The 19,824-nt window shown below is 68.4% G+C and carries 17 protein-coding genes; 7 read left to right on the top strand and 10 right to left on the bottom strand.

Going from position 1 to position 19,824, the window contains the following annotated elements; translation table 11 throughout:
- Positions 1-6 precede the first annotated feature (6 nt).
- Positions 7-243: a hypothetical protein gene (locus tag PSESU_RS15265; RefSeq protein WP_013536696.1), complete on the top strand. Its 237-nt coding sequence runs from the start codon at positions 7-9 to the stop codon at positions 241-243.
- Between the two features lie 687 nt (positions 244-930).
- Positions 931-1,404, top strand: coding sequence for a hypothetical protein (locus PSESU_RS15260; RefSeq protein WP_155942792.1), 474 nt, complete (start codon positions 931-933; stop codon positions 1,402-1,404).
- Between the two features lie 7 nt (positions 1,405-1,411).
- Here the strand turns inward: PSESU_RS15260 and PSESU_RS15255 are convergent, their stop codons facing one another.
- Genes PSESU_RS15255 through PSESU_RS16055 form a run of 3 tightly spaced genes read right to left on the bottom strand, consistent with a single transcriptional unit; the run spans position 1,412 to position 3,166 of the window.
- Entirely contained in the window at positions 1,412-1,912 is a 501-nt protein-coding gene (locus PSESU_RS15255) for a nuclear transport factor 2 family protein (RefSeq protein ID WP_013536694.1), read from the bottom strand.
- 18 nt (positions 1,913-1,930) lie between these two features.
- Entirely contained in the window at positions 1,931-2,668 is a 738-nt protein-coding gene (locus PSESU_RS15250; protein WP_013536693.1) for an SDR family oxidoreductase, read from the bottom strand.
- 27 nt (positions 2,669-2,695) lie between these two features.
- On the bottom strand, positions 2,696-3,166 hold the full coding sequence (locus PSESU_RS16055) for an Atu4866 domain-containing protein (protein WP_013536692.1): 471 nt from the start codon (positions 3,164-3,166) through the stop codon (positions 2,696-2,698).
- 113 nt (positions 3,167-3,279) lie between these two features.
- Here PSESU_RS16055 and PSESU_RS15240 point away from each other — a divergent pair, with 113 nt between their 5' ends.
- The 4 genes from PSESU_RS15240 to PSESU_RS15230 all read left to right on the top strand — a co-directional run bounded on the left by PSESU_RS15240 (position 3,280) and on the right by PSESU_RS15230 (position 8,562).
- Positions 3,280-4,185: a LysR family transcriptional regulator gene (locus PSESU_RS15240; protein ID WP_013536691.1), complete on the top strand. Its 906-nt coding sequence runs from the start codon at positions 3,280-3,282 to the stop codon at positions 4,183-4,185.
- A 98-nt stretch (positions 4,186-4,283) separates the two neighbouring features.
- Positions 4,284-6,395: a M13 family metallopeptidase gene (locus PSESU_RS15235; RefSeq protein WP_041765194.1), complete on the top strand. Its 2,112-nt coding sequence runs from the start codon at positions 4,284-4,286 to the stop codon at positions 6,393-6,395.
- A gap of 152 nt (positions 6,396-6,547) precedes the next feature.
- The gene (locus tag PSESU_RS16050) at positions 6,548-8,263 is read left to right on the top strand and encodes a restriction endonuclease (RefSeq protein WP_013536689.1); all 1,716 of its coding nucleotides are present in this window, start codon (positions 6,548-6,550) and stop codon (positions 8,261-8,263) included.
- An 80-nt stretch (positions 8,264-8,343) separates the two neighbouring features.
- Entirely contained in the window at positions 8,344-8,562 is a 219-nt protein-coding gene (locus tag PSESU_RS15230) for a hypothetical protein (protein WP_013536688.1), read from the top strand.
- A gap of 123 nt (positions 8,563-8,685) precedes the next feature.
- Here PSESU_RS15230 and PSESU_RS15225 read toward each other — a convergent pair whose 3' ends face one another.
- Together PSESU_RS15225 and dcp are read right to left on the bottom strand one after the other, a co-directional pair.
- Positions 8,686-10,521, bottom strand: coding sequence for a 3'-5' exonuclease (locus PSESU_RS15225; RefSeq protein WP_041764222.1), 1,836 nt, complete (start codon positions 10,519-10,521; stop codon positions 8,686-8,688).
- Positions 10,522-10,745: 224 nt separating this feature from the next.
- The gene (gene dcp, locus PSESU_RS15220; RefSeq protein WP_013536686.1) at positions 10,746-12,899 is read right to left on the bottom strand and encodes a peptidyl-dipeptidase Dcp; all 2,154 of its coding nucleotides are present in this window, start codon (positions 12,897-12,899) and stop codon (positions 10,746-10,748) included.
- A 137-nt stretch (positions 12,900-13,036) separates the two neighbouring features.
- Between dcp and PSESU_RS16350 the strand changes: the two genes are divergently transcribed.
- Positions 13,037-13,228: a hypothetical protein gene (locus tag PSESU_RS16350; RefSeq protein WP_041764221.1), complete on the top strand. Its 192-nt coding sequence runs from the start codon at positions 13,037-13,039 to the stop codon at positions 13,226-13,228.
- On the opposite strand, the gene htpG is transcribed toward PSESU_RS16350, so the two are convergent.
- The 5 genes from htpG to PSESU_RS15190 form a co-directional block, all read right to left on the bottom strand.
- A complete protein-coding gene (gene htpG, locus PSESU_RS15210; RefSeq protein WP_013536685.1) occupies positions 13,206-15,098 on the bottom strand; it encodes a molecular chaperone HtpG in 1,893 nt (630 codons plus the stop codon). The genes PSESU_RS16350 and htpG overlap by 23 nt on opposite strands.
- 624 nt (positions 15,099-15,722) lie before the next feature.
- Complete coding sequence (locus PSESU_RS15205) at positions 15,723-16,817, bottom strand: ABC transporter permease (protein WP_013536684.1); 1,095 nt, start codon at positions 16,815-16,817, stop codon at positions 15,723-15,725.
- Entirely contained in the window at positions 16,814-17,770 is a 957-nt protein-coding gene (locus tag PSESU_RS15200; protein WP_013536683.1) for an ABC transporter ATP-binding protein, read from the bottom strand. Before PSESU_RS15200 ends, PSESU_RS15205 begins: the two co-directional genes overlap by 4 nt.
- Complete coding sequence (locus tag PSESU_RS15195) at positions 17,760-18,737, bottom strand: HlyD family secretion protein (protein WP_013536682.1); 978 nt, start codon at positions 18,735-18,737, stop codon at positions 17,760-17,762. Before PSESU_RS15195 ends, PSESU_RS15200 begins: the two co-directional genes overlap by 11 nt.
- Positions 18,734-19,474: a TetR/AcrR family transcriptional regulator gene (locus tag PSESU_RS15190; protein ID WP_013536681.1), complete on the bottom strand. Its 741-nt coding sequence runs from the start codon at positions 19,472-19,474 to the stop codon at positions 18,734-18,736. The genes PSESU_RS15195 and PSESU_RS15190 overlap by 4 nt, the downstream gene beginning before the upstream one ends.
- Between the last annotated feature and the right edge of the window lie 350 nt (positions 19,475-19,824).

Raw genomic sequence — 19,824 nt, 5'->3', positions numbered from 1 at the left:
GCGGCGATGAAGCCTTACCAGGGCAGCGACGGCGATTCGGGCATCGAGGCCTACGAGTGCGGACCCGGCTGGATCGCGGTGCGCTTCCGCCACGGCGGCACCTACCGCTACGACGCCCGCCATCCCGGCACCGGGCACGTGCTGGAAATGCAGCGCCTGGCCGCGGCCGGGGACGGGCTCAACACCTACATCAACCGCCACGTCCGCGGCGACTATGCCGGGCGCGAAGCGCTCGACCCGTAGTCTCCCGGTTACCTCGTCCGTTCGTCGGATGACCCGTTGCCGTGCCCCGGCGGCAATGGGATATTCGTGACGTGCGTCAACCATACCTGTCCGTCTGGACACGCTGGCGCGCCCTTGGGGGGAGGTGTTCGTGTCACGTCTGCAAAGGCTGTTGTGTCTGTTGGGGATCCACCGTTATTCGAGGCCGACGCCGGATGGCGGCATGCGCTGCCACTGTCGTCGCATCCGCTACCAGCTGCGCTAGCAGCCTCGTAGGGGGAGGCGGAGCCGGGTCGGGGGGAACCTGCTGCACCGCCACAAATGAGACAACGCCGATTCCCGTGCCACTGGCGTGGCGCGAATCTCGTCGTACGCGCAGCGGCCAGCACGCCCCCGGTTTCCGGCCCGGGCGGGGAGAGGGCCGGGTGCGCGACAGGGGATCGTCGCCATGTCTCGCCTGCTTTCCTGCTTGTCCTGCCTGTTGGGATTCCATCGCTACGAACGGCCTACCCGCGACGGTGGCATGCGCTGCCGCTGCAGGCGCGTGCGCTACCTGCTGCTCTGGTAGCGCGAAGGGCGCAGGTCTTCCACCGCCTCCGGTCCAGCACACCGCGGCTGCATTGCGCGGCATGTCGCTGCTGCATATCGTGCGGCGGCAGGTTGCATGCCGTGCGTGCATCGCGGCGCCAGGATGGGAAGGGGAATCCAATGACAGGCACGGCAGCGATGCAGGGCCCGCGCGGGGTCAATGCGGGCAGGTGGATGGTCGCGTGGGGCCTGCTGGACCTGGCCTACTTCGCGCACTACGTGGTCGACAGCATCGGCCGCGGGATGACGCCGCTGCTGGGCGACCTCGCCGCCGCCCGCGACACCGCGGCCGTCCATGGCAACGCCGTGCCGATGTGGCTGGCCGCGGCCAGCCTGCTCGTCTACGTCTCGCTACCGGTCTCCGGCGTCCTGCTGCTCCAACGCCGACCCGCGGGCGCGTGGCTGGCCGCGGTCCAGGCCTTGCCGCGCCTGCTGCTTGCCGTACCGACCGGCGCCATCCTGCTGTGGCCGGGCGGCTGGGCTACGAAGCTGCCGGGGGGCGCCGCGGTCGCCATCGCCATCGCGGTGCTGCTCGCCGCGGAGCTGTTCAAGCTCGCCACCCTGTTCCTGCCACGCTTCCGCCGCGGGCCCTGAACGCGGCTCAGCGCATCAGCTGTGCCAGCGCCCAGGTGTCGAGGAAGGCGACCGCGCGCACGATGCGGCCCTCGCGCAGCTGCAGGTGCCAGGCATAGCGGTTGCGGTAGGCATGGCCGTCCTTCGCCGTGGCCTGGCCGGACCAGACCACCACCACCGCGTCGTCCTGGGCCACCACGTGCTCGACGGTGGGCACGATCGGCGTCGCCAGGCGCGCGGTGATCGGCGCCACCGCCTGGCCCAGGAACTGGGCGCGGGACCAGTAGACGCCGGATACGGGGCTGTCGCCGGCGACGGTCCACTCGACCTCCTCGTGCAGCAGGTCGCACACGCTGCCGCGGCCGTCGCGCCAGGCCTCGAAGGCCTGGCGTACCAGGGCGGCGTTGCCGCTGGCCGTGGCGGGCTCCGCTGCGTACGCGGCGGGCAGGGGCAGGGGCAGGGGCAGGGGCAGGGGCAGGGCGAGCAGGCAGCAGGCCAGCAGGCGCCACGGAAGGGTGCGGATGTGCATGGCGGTTCTCCTGGCGGATCAGGCCGGATGCGCCACCGGGCGCACCACGATGTCGCTGGTATCCACCTCCTCCGGCTGGCCGATGGCGTGGACGATGGCCGCGGCGATGGCTTCCGGCTTGAGCGCGACCTTGCGGAACGCGGCGATCGCGGCGGCGGTATCGGCATCGGTGATGGTCGAAGCCAGCTCGGACTCGACCACGCCCGGATACACGCAGGTGACGCGGATGCGGTCGTTCTCCTGGCGCAGGCCGTCGGAGATCGCGCGTACCGCGAACTTGGTGGCGCAGTACACAGCCGCCGTGGGCATCGCATACAGCCCGCCGATGGAGGACACATTGATGACATGTCCGCTGCCCTGGACCTGCATGGCCGGCAGCACCGCGGCGATGCCGTGCAGCACGCCGCGGATGTTGACGTCGAGCATGGCGTCCCATTCGTCGACCTTCAGCGCCGCCATCGGCGACAGCGGCATGATCCCGGCGTTGTTGACCAGCACGTCGATGCGGCCGAAGCGCTGCAGTGCGTGGTCGGCGAAGGCCTGCATGCTGCCGCGGTCGGTGACGTCCAGCGCGTGGGCAATGGCCTCGTTGCGCTCGCGGGTGATCGACGCCGCCAGTTCCTGCAGGCGATCGAGGCGACGCGCGCCGAGCACGACCTTCGCGCCGCGCGCTGCGAGCATGCTGGCGGTGGCCTGGCCGATGCCGCTGCTGGCGCCGGTGACGAGCACGACCTTGCCGTAGATGTTTTCGTTCATGGGAGCTCGGGAGTTGGGGGAAGGGGATCAGTCGGCCGTGGACGCCGGGGTGGCCCGCACCCGGCGCAGGACCATGCCGCCGTGGTGCAGGACGCCGTTGATGAACTCGCCATCGGCGGTGAAGCCGCTGTCGTCCAGGTAGTCCACGTGGTTGCCGCTGATCGTGTAGCGGCCCTGGTAGGCACTGCGGAGGTGGCCGCGGGCCTCGTCGTAGCGGCCGTCGGCACGCAGCTCGTGGCGGATGTAGCCGTCGTCGGTCACCCACATGCCCACGTAGGGGTGGGGTGCAGGCGCGGCGTTCCGGTCCTGGGCCTTGCGGGACGACGCGGGATCCGGAGTGGCGGCTTCCGCGGGGGCCGTCGCGCTGGCCCGGGTGGCCGGGATGGGACCGGGCAGGGGGCGTCCGGCGGCATGGGCGGCGCCATGGGCGAGCAGCCCGGCCACGGCAGCGGTGGCCAGCAGCGACGGGCGGCCGGTGGGGGAGGGTGCGCGGGTCATCGGGGTTCTCCGTCGGGGGTAGGGCCAAACTAGGCCTGCTTCCCTGTCAAGAGAATTCCCCTCGCGCTGGACCAGCTGGTTAGACTGGCTAACCAATCCGCGCGGAGCCGCCGATGGAGCCGGACCTCAACCTGCTGCGACTGTTCCAGGCCGTGGCCGAATCCCACAACTTCCGCGCTGCGGCCGACCGTCTCGGCGTCACCCGCTCGGCGGTGAGCCAGGCGGTGCGCAAGCTCGAGGACGGACTGGGGGTGGCCCTGGTCCAGCGCTCCACCCGCAGCGTGCGCCTGACCGAGGCGGGGCAGCGCCTGCACCGCCAGGTGGCCGGTCCGCTGTCGACCCTGTCCGCCGCGCTGGACGAGGCCGGTGGCGACGCCTCCCCGCGCGGGGTGCTGAAGCTGGCCGTGACCTCGATCGCCGAGCCCTTCCTGGGCGGCCAGCTGGTGGCCTCGTTCGCGCAGGCGCATCCGGGCATCACCCTGGACGTGACCGTCACCGACGAGGAGTTCGACATCGTCGCCGCCGGCTTCGACGCCGGCGTGCGCCTGGGCGAGGTCATCGAGCAGGACATGGTCGCCGTGCCGCTGGGCGGCCCGCAGCGCGAGCTGGCGGTGGCGGCGCCGGCCTATATCGCCGCGCACGGCACCCCGGCGCACCCGCGCGAGCTGGTGCGGCACCGCTGCATCGGCTGGCGCCGGCGTCCGGACGTGGCCCCGCACCGCTGGGAATTCGTCGAGGACGGCCGGCCGTTCGACGTCCAGGTCGATCCCCAGGTCACCACCAACGACCTGTCGCTGATGATCAATGCCGCCCTGGCCGGGGGCGGCATCACCTTCGGCATCGAGGCCTGCTTCCGGCCGTGGCTGGAACGCGGCGAGCTGGTGCCGCTGCTGCAGGACTACCTGCCGTCGTTCCCCGGCTTCTTCCTGTACTACCCCGACCGCCGCCACGCCCCGCCCAAGCTGCGCGCCCTGGTCGACCACGTGCGCGCGCTGCGGGACGGCGCCGCCCTGGCCTGAGCCCCGCGCCGGGACCCAACCTCCGGCACCCGCCATTGATCCCACTTGCAACTATGCTGGGCGGCGCCCTCGTGCGTGCAACCCGAATGGAGATCGCCTTGAAGAAGACCCTGCTCACCGCCGCGACCCTGGTCGCCCTTGGCCTGGCGGCCAACGCCAGCGCCCATGACGCCCACGCCTGCGTCGACAGCGCCTGCACCATGCAGCTGCTGTACGCCGCCGATGACGCCGCCGGCGGTGGCACGATCCCCGCCGCGCGCCTCGGCACCTGGGGCTTCGACACCGCCGGCATGGACACCAGCGCCAAGCCCGGCGAGGACTTCTTCGCCTATGCCAGCGGCAACTGGGCGAAGAACACCCCGATCCCGGCCGACCAGTCCAGCTACGGCAACTTCCGCGTCCTGCGCGACCTGTCCGAGGCCCGCCTGCACAAGCTGGTCGAGGGCTACCCGCTGGCCGACCCGGCCACCGGCGGCGACACCGCCAGGATCGCCGCGGTCTACCAGGGCTTCATGGACGAGGCGGGCATCGAGAAGCTCGACGACGCCCCGCTGAAGCCGCTGCTTGAGCGCGTGCGCAAGGCCGGCTCGCACGAGGAGATCGCCCGCCTGATGGCCGCGCGCGACACCTTCGCCGTCACCCTGTTCGGCCTGGGCGTGTCCGACGACCAGCGCGATCCGGACCGCTACACCCTGTACATGAACCAGTCCGGCCTGGGCCTGGGCGACCGCGAGATGTACCTGCGCGACAACTTCGCCCCGCAGCGCGAGCGCTACCTGGCCTACATCACCCGGCTGCTGGAGCTGGGCGGCTGGAAGGACCCGGAAGCCGCCGCCAAGGCGGTGATGGCGTTCGAGACGAAGGTGGCCGAGGCCCACTGGACCCGCGCCGAGAGCCGCGACCGCGACAGGACCTACAACCCGGTGCCGTTCGAGCGCTTCGACGCCTACGCCCCGGGCTTCCCCTGGGCCTCGTACTTCAAGGCCGCCGGCGTCGACCACGGCTCCGTGGCCGTGGTCCGCCAGGGCACCGCGATCCCGAAGCTGGCCAGGATCTTCGCCGCCGCCGACGTGGCCACCCTGCAGGCCTGGCAGGCGTTCCACGCCATCGACGATGCCGCGCCGCTGCTGTCGTCGCGCTTCGCCAATGCCCACTTCGAGTTCCGCGACAAGTTCATGAGCGGCCAGCTGGAGCAGCGCGAGCGCTGGAAGCGCGCCGTGCACCTGGTCGAGTCCAGCCTCGGCGAGGCCGTGGGCCGCGAGTACGTCAAGCTGTACTTCACCGCCGACGCCAAGGCCAAGATGGACGAGCTGGTGGCCAACGTGAAGGCCGCCATGGGCGCACGCATCGACCAGCTGGAGTGGATGAGCCCGGCGACCAGGGCCGAGGCCCACGCCAAGCTCAAGGGCTTCGGCCTGAAGATCGGCCACCCGGAGAAGTGGCGCGACTACAGCGGCCTGCGCATCGCCAACGGCGACGTGGTCGGCAACGTGCTGCGCTCGCGCCAGTTCGAGTGGGACTACCGTCGTGCCCGCCTCGGCAAGCAGGTCGACAAGGACGAGTGGGGCATGACCCCGCAGACCGTCAACGCCTACTACAACTCGGTCAAGAACGAGATCGTGTTCCCGGCGGCGATCCTGCAGCCGCCGTTCTTCGACCCGGACGCCGACCCGGCGGTGAACTACGGCGGCATCGGCGGCGTGATCGGCCACGAGATCATCCATGGCTTCGACGACCAGGGCCGCAAGTCCGACGGCGCCGGCGTGCTGCGCGACTGGTGGACCGCCGAGGACGCGGCCAAGTTCGAGGCGCAGGCGGCGAAGCTCGGCGCGCAGTACGAGTCCTACGAGTTCCCGCAGCTGCCCGGCCTGCACATCAACGGCCGCACCGCGATGGGCGAGAACATCGGCGACCTCGGCGGCCTGACCATTGCCCTGGAGGCCTACCGCCGCTCGCTGGGCGGCAAGCCGGCCCCGGTGATCGACGGCTTCACCGGCGAGCAGCGCTTCTTCCTGGGCTGGGCCCAGGTGTGGCGCACCCTGTGGCGCGACGACGCCCTGCGCCAGCAGCTGGTCAACGGCACCCACTCGCCGGGCCACATCCGCGCCTTCGCCCCGCTGCGCAACATCGACGCCTGGTACGACGCCTTCGGCATCAAGGAAGGCGACCCGCTGTACATCAAGCCGGAAGACCGCGTGCGGATCTGGTAATCCAGGCCAGCGATACCGGACGGAAAGGGAAGGGGCTGCTTGGGCAGCCCCTTTCTCTGTATTGCGCCTGCCTTTTATCGTGAAAGTGATCCGGCTAATGTGCTGTCAGCTTGGAGCCCTCGGCTCACCGGTTAAAGACAAGGGAGTCTTGAATGCACACCTCAGACCCAGAAGTGCGTATCGGGCCAACTCGAGCCAGATACACGTCTACAGGAAAGATCTCATCCTATTTCGTAGAGCTTTGGCACGATGGTCTAGGTGAGCATCGCGAGATCAAGAGCGCCGATCTAAACGTACTCGAGAGCAAAGTCGATGCTGCCCTCCTCAAGTGGAGTGACAAATGGGAGGTAATGAAGCGCAGGTTAGAGCTACAGGCCACAGCTGAGAGCGCGGCTGCGGAGAGTCAGACCGCGCAACAGGCGCTAGCAGAATGCCATCGTTTGCTCGCTGCGTCTCTCGCAGCCGATGATCGAATCAACTGGAACTCACTAAAGCAGCATCCGCCGTTCGTGTGGGATGGCACTAAGCTGCCGATCATCCGTTATGGCGCAGGAAATCGCCCCCTAGGTATTCAGCCAACCAACAAGCCACGCGAGCCGGACCAGACGTCCTTTCGCCCAAAGATTGGATGGTTCCATTACCTGATCCCCGGCGCTGTGTCGAAGAAGCGCGCGGAGGCGCGTGAACGCTGGAGTGCCGAGCTTAGGCTCTTTGAGCAACAGTGTGCCGAAGCTAGAGACAATGATGCGGAGAGGGAAAGGGCATTTTTGCAGCAGAAGACAGCTTTTGAGCGCGCGAAGGCAGAGTACGAACAGACATGCAGGGCGTCGGACGAGAAGATTGATGCGATCAGAGACGCTTGGTTGAGGGGTGACCAGAACGGAGTGACGGAACACGCTGACCTCGTTCTTTCTGGTTCCAAATATCCGCAATGGATGAAGATCGATTATTCCGTTGCGTTCGAAGAATCCTCCGGCAATATGGTTGTGGACTATCGCCTGCCCGCACCCGAAGAGACTCCCTCCCTGGAGAGGGTGTCTTTCGTGAAGGCGCGAAATGAGCGAGTAGAGAAGCACCTGACGGAGGCCAAGAAGAAGACGCTGTATGACAGCGTCTGTTATCAGATCGCTCTGCGTACCGTCCACGAGCTGTTTGAGGCGGACGAGGCAAATGCTATCCAAGCGATAACGTTCAATGGATGGGTGGAGGCGGTCAATACTGCCAATGGCCGTCTGGAGAGGAGTTGCATCCTCTCTGTTAGAGCAGACAAGGGTGAGTTCCTTGGTTTCGATCTCGCCAACGTCGATCCAAAGGCGTGCTTCAAGGCGCTCAAAGGCGTTGCGGCAAGCTCCCTTTCGGGGTTGGCTCCAGTTCGACCGATCCTCGTGCTGGACACGGATGACTCACGGCTTGTTCCAGGCCGTGCTGTCGCTGACTCACTGGATGATTCGCTCAACTTAGCGGCCATGCCATGGGAAGACTTTGAGCACTTGGTTCGCGAGTTATTTTCCAAGATCTTCTCCAGCGGCGGCTCCGAGGTACATGTCACACGCGCATCGCGGGACGGTGGCGTGGATGCGATAGCGTTCGACCCCGATCCGATCAAGGGTGGGAAGATCGTGATTCAGGCGAAGCGATACACCAATGTGGTGGGAGTTAGCGCCGTACGAGATCTCTATGGAACAGTATTAAACGAGGGTGCGAATCGCGGGATCCTCGTGACGACTTCGAACTACGGTCCAGATGCCTACAAGTTCGCCCAAGGAAAGCCGATTACGCTTTTGAACGGAGGCAACTTGCTGTCCTTGCTCGCAGACCATGGACATAAGGCCCGCATCGATTTGATTGAAGCGAAGAGACTGCTCTGATCGAGCACTCCAATGCTGCAAGTACGGTCTGGCCCAGCATCAGGCAGAATGGCCGCCTCCCCCGCATGAACCGGATGGTCATGGACGTTGAAGATGTAATGCGCGCCGCGCTGCTCGAAGCCGGTTATGGCCCCGACGTGGTGGGCTCGGCGCTGCCGCGGATCATGCGCATCCTGCAGGCCGAGGACGTGCGCCTGGAGGTTGGCCGCACCCTGTCGCGCAAGGAGCGCGAGTACGTGCGCGTGCAGCTGGAGATCGGCCTGACCGTCCCTGAGGTCGTCGCCAGCCTGAAGCGTTGACGATGCGGGCGCTTCGGCGCCCGCCCCTTGTCCCCTGAGTCCTCTCCTCGAAGAAGGCAAAGAGAAGGCCGGCGTGCGCGGGCTTTCTGCTTCTGCGTTGATGGAGAGGGGTAGGGGAGCCAGTCAGGCTGCCAGCTGACGGGAAACATTCTCCACGACGCCACGCACCTGATCGACCATCGGGCTCTCACCGTGATGGGAAATCTCGAGCTGCCGGAGCGCACGGGTCATTGCTACGTAAAGCAGGCGGACCTGCTGTTGCCGCCGGTCGACATCCGCGTCGCGCGAAGCGAGCTCGCAAATGCCAGGGATGAAGACAGTGTCGAACTCCAGGCCCTTGCTGGAGTGCATGGTCATTACCTTTACCGAAGCATCGCCATTGAACAGCTCGCGCCGTCGCTGGTCGCTTGCGACCAGCACCGGGAGATTTTGCTTCTCCAGTTGCCTGCCGACCAAGTCGGCAAGACTTCTTGAGTGGCAGAGTACGGCGAAATCATTTGGATTCGCGCCATTCGCCAACGCATCAGCAATACGCTGGGCGATCAGGTCGGCTTCACTCCAGATATTCCGGGCCTTCCAGATTTCCGGCATCGGGCCACGTCGGCCTGCGCTTTCCGGTGGGATGACCGGAACATGGTCGTCATCCGTTTCCTGGGGTGCCAATACTTCCTCCGCGAAAGCCTTGGCCACCGAAAGCACTTCAAGCGTGTTGCGGTAGTTAAGGCGGAGGATCGTGGTACGCCCCCTTGCCTGGATGCCGACACTTGCAAAGCTGAACTTGCGACGCGCTCCAGCTCCATAGAGGGTCTGGGCATCGTCATACAGCAACAGCAGCGAATTGGTCTCCGGATCGACCATCTGCGAGACGAGCTGCAACCACTCCGGCGCGAAGTCGTGGCCTTCGTCGATCAGCACGGCTCCATACTGGGCGCGCGGTACTGCGTTGGATTCCAGGCCTGCGACAACGGCATCCACCAGCGCGGCCGCGTACCTGTCTGCACTGGGCTGGGAGGGTGGCGTCCTTACGCCGTACGTCTGCAGCTGTTCCTTGCACCATCCATGGAAGTGACGCACGGCGACGCGGTCGTGTACGTCATGTTGCACCATGAGCTGCTCGAGCCGGCTGGCAAGCGTCTTGTTGAAACAGAGCACGAGCACGGGCTTGTGCATCCTTCGCGCGAGCTCCACGCAGCGGTAACCGAGGATCATGGTCTTTCCGGATCCCGCGACCCCATGGATCACCCTGTGGCCGTCACCCAGCGAGCGTGCGAGCTGCTCCTGCTGCAAGTCCATGACGCGGATGATGTCTGGAATTTCCATCGGCGCGGTCTGGATCGCTGGCGTAAGGGTGGGCAGAAGCTCACCCTGCTGCTGGATGCGAAGCTGCGGGAAAAGGTGCCAGCGCACGCGATCGATCTGGGGCACGGTCAGCTGGCAGGGGAAAGGCATCATGAACATGTCCCACAGCCGCTTCTGGAACCCTTCCGCATCGGCGCTTTCGGTCATCTCGTCCCGGCAGATAACGCTGGCCGGAGAGAGGCAGTTTTCCAGTTCCATCTGCTCGAACTGGCTGCGGGAGATATTGGTGAGGACCACCCCGAAGCCCCACGGCATGACCAGCTTGCCCTCGCGACGGTGGCCCGCTGGCTGCAGGAGGGCGGGGTCGGTCTGGAGAAGGCGATGGATCTCCATCGCGTAATCCCGAGCCTGTCGCAGCGGGTTGGCTTCGACCACACGTCCACGCTCGGTGTTCAGCACCGCGCGGTCCCGGTCTATTTCGGCCAGCGTCTCCGGCTTCCAGTCCTTGACCTCAAGGATCAGGATTCCTCGGTTGGGATGCAGGACGACGAAGTCGGGATGCCGGTAGCTGGGTCCGACGGGTACGTCGTACCAGCACACGTAATCGTCTTCGAGCTTGTCCTCGATGCGCTGTGAGAAGCGCCGTTCGCCGGGCGTCATCCGCCCTGCGCAGGTTCCGCGGCTTGGAATTAGCACAGCCATGGCATTGCTTCCCCTGAGACCCAGTCCGTGGCCGAGGGTGAATATACATCTGCTGGCGCCGCGGCCGGCTTCGCAAGGGAGGTTTGACTGAACCGGTACAGCGACCGAAGCGCCGTCCGGAGCTGGAAAGAAGAAGGCCCGCTTGCGCGGGCCTTCCTTTTGCTGCGTCTGTAGCAGGCGGCTTACTTCAGGCCGCGGTGCTCCAGCAGCGGCTCGACGCTGGGCTCCTTGCCGCGGAACTCGCGGTAGGCGGTGGCCAGGTCGCGCGAGTGGCCGATGGAGAGGATCTTCTCGCGGAAGACCTTGCCGTTCTCGCGGGTCAGGCCGCCGTTCTCGCGGAACCACTGGAAGGCGTCGTGGTCCAGCACCTCGGCGCCGAAGTAGGCGTAGTAGCCGGCCGCGTAGCCGCCGCCCCAGACGTGGCTGAAGTAGTTGGTGCGGTAGCGCGGCGGCACCGCGGCCAGGTCTACCTTGTACTTCGCCAGCGCCTCCTTCTCGAACGCATCCACGTCCTTCTTCGCCTCTCCGGCCGGCAGGGTGTGCCAGGCCAGGTCGAGCAGGGCCGCCGACAGGTACTCGGTGGTGGCGTAGCCCTGGTTGAAGGTACGGGCGCGCACGATCTTCTCCACCAGTTCCTTCGGCATCGGCTCGCCGGTCTGGTGGTGCTTGGCATAGTTGGCGAACACCTTCGGGTCCAGCGCCCAGTGCTCGTTGAACTGCGAGGGGAACTCGACGAAGTCGCGCGGCACGTTGGTGCCGGCCACGCTCGGGTAGGTCGTCTTCGAGAAGATGCCGTGCAGGGCGTGGCCGAACTCGTGGAACAGGGTGGTGACGTCGTCGAAGCTCAGCAGCGCCGGCTGGCCGGGCGCGGGCTTGGTGAAGTTCTCGACGTTGTAGATCACCGGGATGGCGCCGGTCAGGCCGTCCTGCTCGACGAAGTTGCCCATCCATGCGCCACCCTGCTTGCTGTCGCGCTTGAACGGGTCGAGGTAGAACAGCGCCAGCTGGGTGCCGTCCTCGTCGAACACGTCGAACACGCGCACGTCCGGGTGGTAGACCGGCAGGTCGGTGCGTTCCTTCAGGGTGATGCCGTACAGCTGGTTGGCGGCGAAGAACACGCCGTCCTTGAGCACGCGGTCCAGCTCGAAGTACGGCTTGATCTGCGACTCGTCCAGGTCGTACTCGGCCTTGCGCACCTGCTCGGCGTAGAAGTCCCAGTCCGCGGCGCCGGCGGTGAAGCCGCCGCCCTGCTTGTCGACCACCGACTGGATCTTGGCCAGCTCGGCGCGGGCGCGGGCGGTGGCCGCCGGCACGGTGTCGGTCAGCAGCTTCAGCGCCACTTCCGGGGTGCCGGCCATCTGGTCGGCGATGGAGTAGGCGGCGTAGTTCTCGTAGCCCAGCAGCTGGGCCTTGCGTGCGCGCAGCTCGGCCAGGCGCTGGATGGTGGCGCGGGTGTCGTTGGCATCACCCTTCGCGGCGCGGTTGAGCGACGCGGCCAGCACTTCCTCGCGCAGGCTGCGGTCCTTCAGCGAGCCGAGCACCGGCTGCTGGGTGGTGTTCTGCAGCACCAGCAGCCAGCCTTCCTTGCCCGCGGCCTTGGCGGCCTCGGCAGCGGCGGCGATGGTGCCTTCGTCCAGGCCGTCCAGGCGCGCCTTGTCGGTGACCAGCACGCCGCCGGCATTGGTCGCGGCCAGCAGCTTGTTGCCGAAGGCGGTGGTCAGCGAGGACTCCTCGCTGTTGAGCTTGCGCAGCTCGGCCTGGTCGGCCTCCGAGAGCAGGGCGCCGGCGCGGACGAAGCCCTCGTACTGGTGCTCGACCAGGGTCTTCTGCTCCTCGGTCAGGCCCAGGCTGTCGCGCTGGTCGTAGATGGTCTTCACCCGCGCGAACAGCTTCGGATCCAGGTGGATGGTGTCGCTGTGCTCGGCCAGCTTGGGCGCCAGGGCTTCCTCGGCGGCCTGCAGGGTCGGGTTGGTATTGGCCGAGGTCATCGCGAAGAACACCGTTACCGCGCGGGTCAGCAGCTCGCCGCTGCGCTCCAGCGCCTCGAAGGTGTTGGCGAAGGTCGGCGGCTCCGGGTTGTCGGCTATGGCGCGCACCTCGGCCAGGTGCTGGCGCATGCCTTCCTCGATCGCCGGCTGGTAGTCGCCGTCCTTGATCCGGTCGAACGGCGGGGCCTGGAAGGGCAGGGTGCTGGCGGCCAGCAGGGCGTTGTCGCCCTGGGCGGCGCCGGAAGCGGGGGGATTGGAATCGGGCATGGCGTTTTCGTTGGCGGAACGGTCGCCGCAGGCGGTCAGGGCCACGGCGATCGCCGAGGAAAGTAGCAGCTTGCGCAGCATGTAGGGCTCCAGGAGGGGCCGGTCAGGATCGCCGGCCATTGGTCCCAGCATGCGCCCGGGGCCCGGGGCAGGGCAGTGCCGGAGGTCCCGGGGGCGGGGCAGTCCCGGCAAAGCAGGGCCGCCCGGCGCAGCTGCCGGTGTGGCTGGGCGGCGCCAATGCGCGTTACCTGGCCGAGGCCCTCGGTAGCGCGCGGGTGGAAGCCCTGGTCGATCCGCAGGCGCTGGCGCGGCGCCTGGAACGGGCCGAAGCCGCCGCCCACGCGCGCCGCCTGCGCGGGGCAGGCGGCACGCGCGGCCGGCGGACCGTCAGCTTGCCAGCAGGCGGTTGACCCGCTGCACGAAGGCGGCCGGATCGGCCAGCGGCGCGCCGGCGGTCAGTTGCGCCTGTTCCAGCAGCAGGGTGGCCAGGTCGCTGGCCTGGGTCCCGTCCTCCGTCGCGCTGATCCGCTGCAGCAGGGCGTGGGCCGGATTGATCTCCAGGGTCGGCAGGCTTTCCGGCACCGCCTGGCCAGCCTCGCGCAGCAGGCGCGCCAGGTGCGGCGCCATCTCATGTTCGGCCAGTGCCAGGCAGGCCGGCGAATCGGTCAGTCGCGCCGAAACGCGCACGTCCCCGACCTTGCCGTCCAGCAGCTTCTTCAGCCGCTCCAGCAGCGGCGCGGCGGCGGCGGCGGCCTCCTCCTGCTGCTTCTTCTCGGCCTCGTCCAGCGGCAACTCGCCCTTGGCCACGTGGCGCAGCGGCTTGCCGGCGTACTCGTGCAGGTGGCCGACCATCCACTCGTCGATCCGGTCGGACATCAGCAACACCTCGATGCCCTTGCTGCGGAACGCCTCCAGCTGCGGGCTGCCGGCCGCGGCGGCATGGCTGTCGGCGGTGACGTACCAGATCGCGTCCTGGCCGGCGGCCATGCGCCCGATGTAGTCGTCCAGCGACACCGTCTGCGCCGCGTCCCCGCCACGGGTGGAGGCGAAGCGCAGCAGCTTCGCGATCCGCTCGCGGTTGGACGGATCCTCGACGATGCCTTCCTTGAGCGTGTTGCCGAAGGCCTTGAGGAAAGCGGCGAACTTCTCCGGCTCGTCGCGCGAGAGCTTCTCGATGAGGTCGAGCACGCGCTTCACGCAGGCGCCCTTGATCCGCTCCAGCTGCCGGTTCTGCTGCAGGATCTCGCGGCTGACGTTGAGCGGCAGGTCGTCGGCATCGACCACGCCGCGCACGAAGCGCAGGTAGTTGGGCAGCAGCTCCTCGGCCGCGTCCATCACGAACACGCGCTTGATGTACAGCTTCAGCCCCTTGCGCTCGTCACGCCCGCCCATCAGCACGTCGAACGGCGGCTGCGAGGGCAGGTAGAGCAGGGTGGTGAAGCTCTGGCTGCCTTCGACCCGGTTGTGGGTCCAGGCCGCCGGATCGTCGAAGTCATGGCCCAGCGACTTGTAGAAGCCGCGGTAGTCGTCGTCGCTGATCTCGTTCTTGGGCCGGGTCCACAGCGCCGAGGCGCCGTTGACGGTTTCCCACTCCGGCGCCTCGCCGTCCTTCGCTTCCTTCGGCATGCGGATCGGGAAGGCGATGTGGTCGGAGTACTTGCTCACCAGCGAGCGCAGATTCCAGTCCTCGAGGAACTCGTCCTCGCCGTCCTTCAGCTGCAGGACGATGGTGGTGCCATGGCTGTCGAGCGTGGCCGGCTCCAGGGTGTACTCGCCGCGGCCATCGCTTTCCCACTTCACGCCGGCCTCGGCCGGGGTACCGGCACGGCGGGTGAGCACGGTGACGCGGTCAGCGACCACGAAGGCCGAGTAGAAACCCACGCCGAACTGGCCGATCAGGCGCGCATCGGCCTTCCGCTCCTCGCCCAGGGCTTCGAGGAAGCGGCGGGTGCCGGAGCTGGCGATCGAGCCGATGTTGGCGATCACCTCGTCGCGGTCCATGCCGATGCCGGTGTCGCGGATGCTCAGGGTGCGGGCGTCGCGGTCGTGGCTGATCTCGATCCGCAGCTCGCCCTCGCCGGCCAGCAGCTCCGGCTTGCCGATGGCCTCGAAGCGCAGCTTGTCGCATGCGTCGGAGGCGTTGGACACCAGCTCGCGCAGGAAGATCTCCTTGTGCGAGTACAGCGAGTGGGTCACCAGGTGCAGCACCTGGGCGACCTCGGCCTCGAAGCGGCGGGTCTCGGGGGCGGGCGTGGACGTTTCGGTGGTCTCGGTGGTCATCGGAAAGTCCCTTGGGACACGGAATGCAGGGATCCGATGTGTTGGCGCGGCGGCCGTTTTCAAGGTTCCAGGCGGTGGGGAAGACCCGGACACTGACGCCGCGGCGTTCCGGCGCGTGGCCTGCCGGCCTCCATGTCCCCCGGTCCCGCCCTCCCCGCCGGGCCCTCCTCCTCTGCTTCCGGCCGGCAGGCCACGCGGCTGGAGCGCCCAAGCATGGCTGCGTAGCCCGGGTAAGCGCAGCGCACCCGGGGTCACGCAGCAGGCACGACCGCGCAATGGAGCCAAGACGCCGCCCGCACGTTGCCCCGGATGCGGCCTCCGGCCTTATCGGGGCTACGCGGGCACGCGATTGCGGCGCTTCTGGCTTTTCCGGAACGCTCCCGGCAAAGGTCGAATGCCGGGATGCGATGCCTGTTGCCCGGAAGTAAAGGAGGAGGCTCCGGCCTCCCGAGGCCGGAGCCGGGGGACATGGAGGGCAGCAGGCATCGCATCCCGGCGCCCAGCCACGTACCAGCAGAAGTAGCCCGGGTAAGCGCAGCGCACCCGGGGCCGTGCCGCGCCGACCATGGGGGAGCTCGATCCCGGATGCGGCCTTCCGGCCCTGTCCGGGCTTGCGCGATCCGGTCAGTCCAGCCGCTTCCGGAACCGCAGGATCGCCGTCGTCATCATCACCGCGGTGAAGCCGACCAGCGCCGCCACCGAGGGCCACAGTTCCCACAGGCTGGCGCCGCGCAGCATGATCCCTCGGATCAGGCGCAGGAAGTGGGTCATCGGCAGCACCTCGGCCACCCACTGCACCGGGTCCGGCATGCCCGCGAACGGGAACATGAAGCCCGAGATCAGGATCGACGGCAGGAACACGAAGATCGTCATCTGCATGGCCTGGAACTGCGACTGCGCCCGGGTGGAGATCAGCAGGCCCAGCGCCAGGTTGGCCACGATCAGCAACAGCGCGGCGACGTACACGTGCAGCAGGCTGCCCAGCAGCGGCACGTTGAACATCCAGATGCCCAGCGCCAGGATCAGCGTGGTCTGCATCAGGCCGATCGCCGCATAGGGCAGGACCTTGGCCACCATCAGCTCGCTGCGGTCCAGCGGCGTGGCGATCAGCAGCTCCATGTTGCCGTGCTCGCGCTCGCGCACGATCGCCATGGCGGTGAACATCACCATGGTCATGGTCAGGATGATGCCGATCAGGCCGGGCACGATGCTGACCGCGCTGCGCCGCTCCGGGTTGTAGAAGCTCACCACCTCGATCTGCGGCGAGGCCCGCGCAGGGCGCGTGCCGGAGGTACCTTCCAGCGGCGTCTGCGCGATCTGGTTGGCCGCCGCCTGCACCACGGTGTCGGTGCCGTCGACCATCACCTGCAGCGCGGGACGCCCATCGGCCAGGCGCCGGTCGAAGTCCGGCGGCACCGCGATGCCGACGCTGATTTCGCCCCGGCGCAGCATGTCCACCAGCTCCTGCGGCGTGTCGGCCACCGCATGGGTGCGGATCACGCCGGTGGCGGTGATGTCCATCACCGCCGCGCGCGAGGTCGAGGTCATGGCCTGGTCGGCCACCGCCGCGGCCAGGTTGCGCGGGTTGAAGTTGATCGCGTAGCCGAACAGCAGCAGGTCGATCACCGGGATCACCACGATCATCGACATGCTGATGCGGTCGCGGCGGATCTGGCGCAGTTCCTTGAGCACCACGGCCCATACCCGGCGCAGGTTCATGCCGCGTCCTCCATGCCGGCGCGGCCGCGGGTGGCGGCGACGAACACGTCTTCCAGGTTGGGCTCGGAGGCGCCCACCTCGCCGGCCACGCCCGCGCGTCGCAGCGCATCGCGCACCGCCTCCTCGACCTGGCCCGCGTCGGCGGTGGCCAGCACCCGCAGGCTGTTGCCGATCTGGGCCACGCTGATCACCTGCGGCAGGCCGACCAGCACCTCGTGCGCGCGCCGCGGCTGCGGCGCCAGCACTTCCACCGTGCGCCCGGACAGCTGGCCGGCCAGTTCGCCGGGGCTGCCATCGGCCACCAGCCGGCCGCGGTCGAGGATGGCGATGCGATGGCAGCGCTCGGCCTCGTCCATGTAATGGGTGGAGACCAGCAGGGTGGTGCCGGCATCGGCCAGGGCGAACAGCGCCTCCCAGAAGTCGCGGCGCGATTCCGGGTCCACCGCGCTGGTGGGCTCGTCCAGGAACAGCAGCTCCGGGCCGTGGATCACCGCACCGGCCAGGGCCAGGCGCTGCTTCTGGCCGCCGCTGAGGGTGCCGGCCAACTGCTGCTGGCGGTCGCCGAAGCGGTAGCGCTCGACCAGTTCGTCCACGCGCTGGCGGCTGCGCTGGCGCGGCATGCCGTACACCGCGGCCAGGAATTCCAGGTTCTCGCGTACCGACAGGTCCTCGAACAGCGAGAACTTCTGGGTCATGTAGCCGATGCGCAGGCGCAGCTCGTCGGCCTGCTCGGGCACGCGCAGGCCCAGCACCTCGATCTGGCCCTCGCTGGGCGTCAGCAGCCCGCACAGCATGCGGATGGTGGTGGACTTGCCCGAGCCGTTCGGCCCGAGGAAGCCGTACACGTTGGCGCGCGGCACGGTCAGGTCCACGCCATCGACCGCGCGCAGCTGGCCGAAGCACTTGCTCAGGCCACGGGCGCGGATGGCGATCCCGTCGCCCTCAGCGTGCATCGCCGAACTCCACCCGGAGCGGCAGGCCCGCAGGCAGGTCGCCAGCTCCCTCCAGTTCGACCTCGGCCAGGTAGCTCAGGCGCGCGGCGTCCTTGCCGGTGAGCGCGTAGTACGGGGTGAACGCGGGCTCGCTGCGCACCATGCGCACGCGGCCCGGATAGCTGCGCTCACCCTTGGCACCGACATGCACGCGCACCGCCTGGCCGACCTCGACCTGCGGCCGCAATGGCTCGGGCACGTAGATGCGCGCATACGGGTTCTCGCCGACCAGCAGCACCGCCAGCGGCGCACCGACCGGGGCCTCGTCGCCGGCGCGGTAGGGCAGGCTGTCCACGCGTCCGGCGCGCGGCGCGACCACTTCCAGGCGGCCGGTGGTATCGGCCTGGCCGCGCAGCTGCGCCTCGGCGCCGGCCAGCGCGGCCTCGGCCTGGGCAACCTGCTCGGGGCGGGCGCCGTTCTGCAGCTCCTGCAGCGCCGCGCGGGCCACGGCGACCTGGGCATCGGCGCTGCCGGCGGCAGCGCGGGCACGATCGACCTCGGCCGCCGCCACCAGCTGGCGCGCGCCGAGCGGCTGCACGCGCTGGTAGTAGGCACGCGCATCGCGGGCCTGGGCCTCGGCCGCGGCCAGGTTGGCGCGGGCCTGGGCGATGTCCTCGCTGCGCGCGCCGTTGCGCAGTTCCTCCAGCACCTGGCGCTGGCGCGCGACCTCGGCCTCGCTGGCCGCCAGCTGGGCCTCGCCACGGTTGCCCTCCAGCACCAGCAGGCGCTGGCCCGCCTCGACCCGCTCGCCCTCGCGCACCTCGATGCTGGCGATGCGCTCGGCGGCCGGAGCGGGCAGGGTGATGCGGTCGTATTCCAGCGTGCCCAGCGCCTGGTCCGCGGCCGGGGTGCAGGCGCCGAGGGCGAGGATGGCGAGCAGCGCGAGGCCGGCAGCGCGCACCGCGCGGGCGAAAGAAAGGCGGCTCATGCGGGAAGCTCCAGGCCGTGCCCCAGCAGCGCGAGCGCGTGTTTGCGGATGTCCTCGATGCCCAGGTCGGCGGCGTCGAACAGCTGCCGCCAGATGGGCGTGCCGGAGGCGGGGAACAGGGTCAGGCCGACCAGCGAGACCATCAGCAGGCGCGGGTCCAGCGCCGGGTTGAGGCGGCCGGCGGCCTGCTCGGCGGCGAAGCGCGCGGCCATCACCGTGGCGATCTGCGGCGCCAGGCGGGTGACGAGCAGGTCGCGCAGGTCGCCGCCGTCGCTGACCACCTCGCGGATCCAGAGTCCGGGCAGCCAGGGATGGCGTTCGACCTGGGCGCAGATGCCGTCGACGAAGGCGGTCACGACCTCGCGCAGGGGCGCGTCGGGCATGCCCAGCAGGCTGTCGCGGACCTGCTCGAACACCGGCATCAGGCGTTCGGCAATGACCGCCTCGCGTAGGCCGGTGGCGTCGTTGAAGTAGTAGTGCACCAGTGCCGGGGTCACCTCGGCCTCGGCGGCGATGTCGCGCAGGCGGGTCGCGGCCATGCCGCGGGCGACGTAGCACGCCAGGGCGGCATCGAGCAGGCGGTGGCGCTGGTCCGGGCCGTCGCCATGGGGGCGTCCGCGGCTGCGACGCGGGGTGGCTGGCGGGGTGTCGCGGGGCGCGTCCGAAGCCGTTTCCGCGCGGTGGTTGACCGCGGTCACGGACGCCGCGGCACTGGGGGAGGGAGCCTTGGAAGTCATGCCAAGGATTTAATTGGCGAATTAATTAAATTGCAAACCCTTGTTCCGTGAAGATTTTGTTGAGGTTCACCGCGATGAAAGCAGTGTATCGGTGCCCGTCCCGGCGCGCTGGTATTGCGCTGCACCATACGCCGCAGGCTTGGTAGCGTTCCCACAGGGAAAAAACCGCGCTATGTTGCAACCGGGAGGGGCGCGCGACTCGGGGGAGCGCAGCGCCTCAGCAGTCCCGGCGCAAGCCGGGGTCGCCTCCCCCCGGCAGCGTGAGCGGTCGGGTACAGGGGTCCAAAGGGGGTTCGGATGTACCGGACAATTGGCAGGCTGGAACTGTCACACGACCACCGCCGCGAGGC

Origin of the sequence: Pseudoxanthomonas suwonensis 11-1 (assembly GCF_000185965.1) — a bacterium.
Lineage (GTDB): Bacteria > Pseudomonadota > Gammaproteobacteria > Xanthomonadales > Xanthomonadaceae > Pseudoxanthomonas > Pseudoxanthomonas suwonensis_A.
This window is presented reverse-complemented; position numbering and strand designations above follow the sequence as displayed.

Excerpts from the sequence above, each read along its gene's own strand:
- PSESU_RS15265 (WP_013536696.1), top strand. The coding sequence starts at position 7 with ATGAAGCCTTACCAGGGCAGCGACGGCGATTCGGGCATCGAGGCCTAC.
- PSESU_RS15260 (WP_155942792.1), top strand. The coding sequence starts at position 931 with ATGACAGGCACGGCAGCGATGCAGGGCCCGCGCGGGGTCAATGCGGGC.
- PSESU_RS15255 (WP_013536694.1), bottom strand. The coding sequence starts at position 1,912 with ATGCACATCCGCACCCTTCCGTGGCGCCTGCTGGCCTGCTGCCTGCTC.
- PSESU_RS15250 (WP_013536693.1), bottom strand. The coding sequence starts at position 2,668 with ATGAACGAAAACATCTACGGCAAGGTCGTGCTCGTCACCGGCGCCAGC.
- PSESU_RS16055 (WP_013536692.1), bottom strand. The coding sequence starts at position 3,166 with ATGACCCGCGCACCCTCCCCCACCGGCCGCCCGTCGCTGCTGGCCACC.
- PSESU_RS15240 (WP_013536691.1), top strand. The coding sequence starts at position 3,280 with ATGGAGCCGGACCTCAACCTGCTGCGACTGTTCCAGGCCGTGGCCGAA.
- PSESU_RS16050 (WP_013536689.1), top strand. The coding sequence starts at position 6,548 with ATGCACACCTCAGACCCAGAAGTGCGTATCGGGCCAACTCGAGCCAGA.
- PSESU_RS15230 (WP_013536688.1), top strand. The coding sequence starts at position 8,344 with ATGGACGTTGAAGATGTAATGCGCGCCGCGCTGCTCGAAGCCGGTTAT.
- PSESU_RS15225 (WP_041764222.1), bottom strand. The coding sequence starts at position 10,521 with ATGACGCCCGGCGAACGGCGCTTCTCACAGCGCATCGAGGACAAGCTC.
- dcp (WP_013536686.1), bottom strand. The coding sequence starts at position 12,899 with ATGCTGCGCAAGCTGCTACTTTCCTCGGCGATCGCCGTGGCCCTGACC.
- htpG (WP_013536685.1), bottom strand. The coding sequence starts at position 15,098 with ATGACCACCGAGACCACCGAAACGTCCACGCCCGCCCCCGAGACCCGC.
- PSESU_RS15205 (WP_013536684.1), bottom strand. The coding sequence starts at position 16,817 with ATGAACCTGCGCCGGGTATGGGCCGTGGTGCTCAAGGAACTGCGCCAG.
- PSESU_RS15200 (WP_013536683.1), bottom strand. The coding sequence starts at position 17,770 with ATGCACGCTGAGGGCGACGGGATCGCCATCCGCGCCCGTGGCCTGAGC.
- PSESU_RS15195 (WP_013536682.1), bottom strand. The coding sequence starts at position 18,737 with ATGAGCCGCCTTTCTTTCGCCCGCGCGGTGCGCGCTGCCGGCCTCGCG.
- PSESU_RS15190 (WP_013536681.1), bottom strand. The coding sequence starts at position 19,474 with ATGACTTCCAAGGCTCCCTCCCCCAGTGCCGCGGCGTCCGTGACCGCG.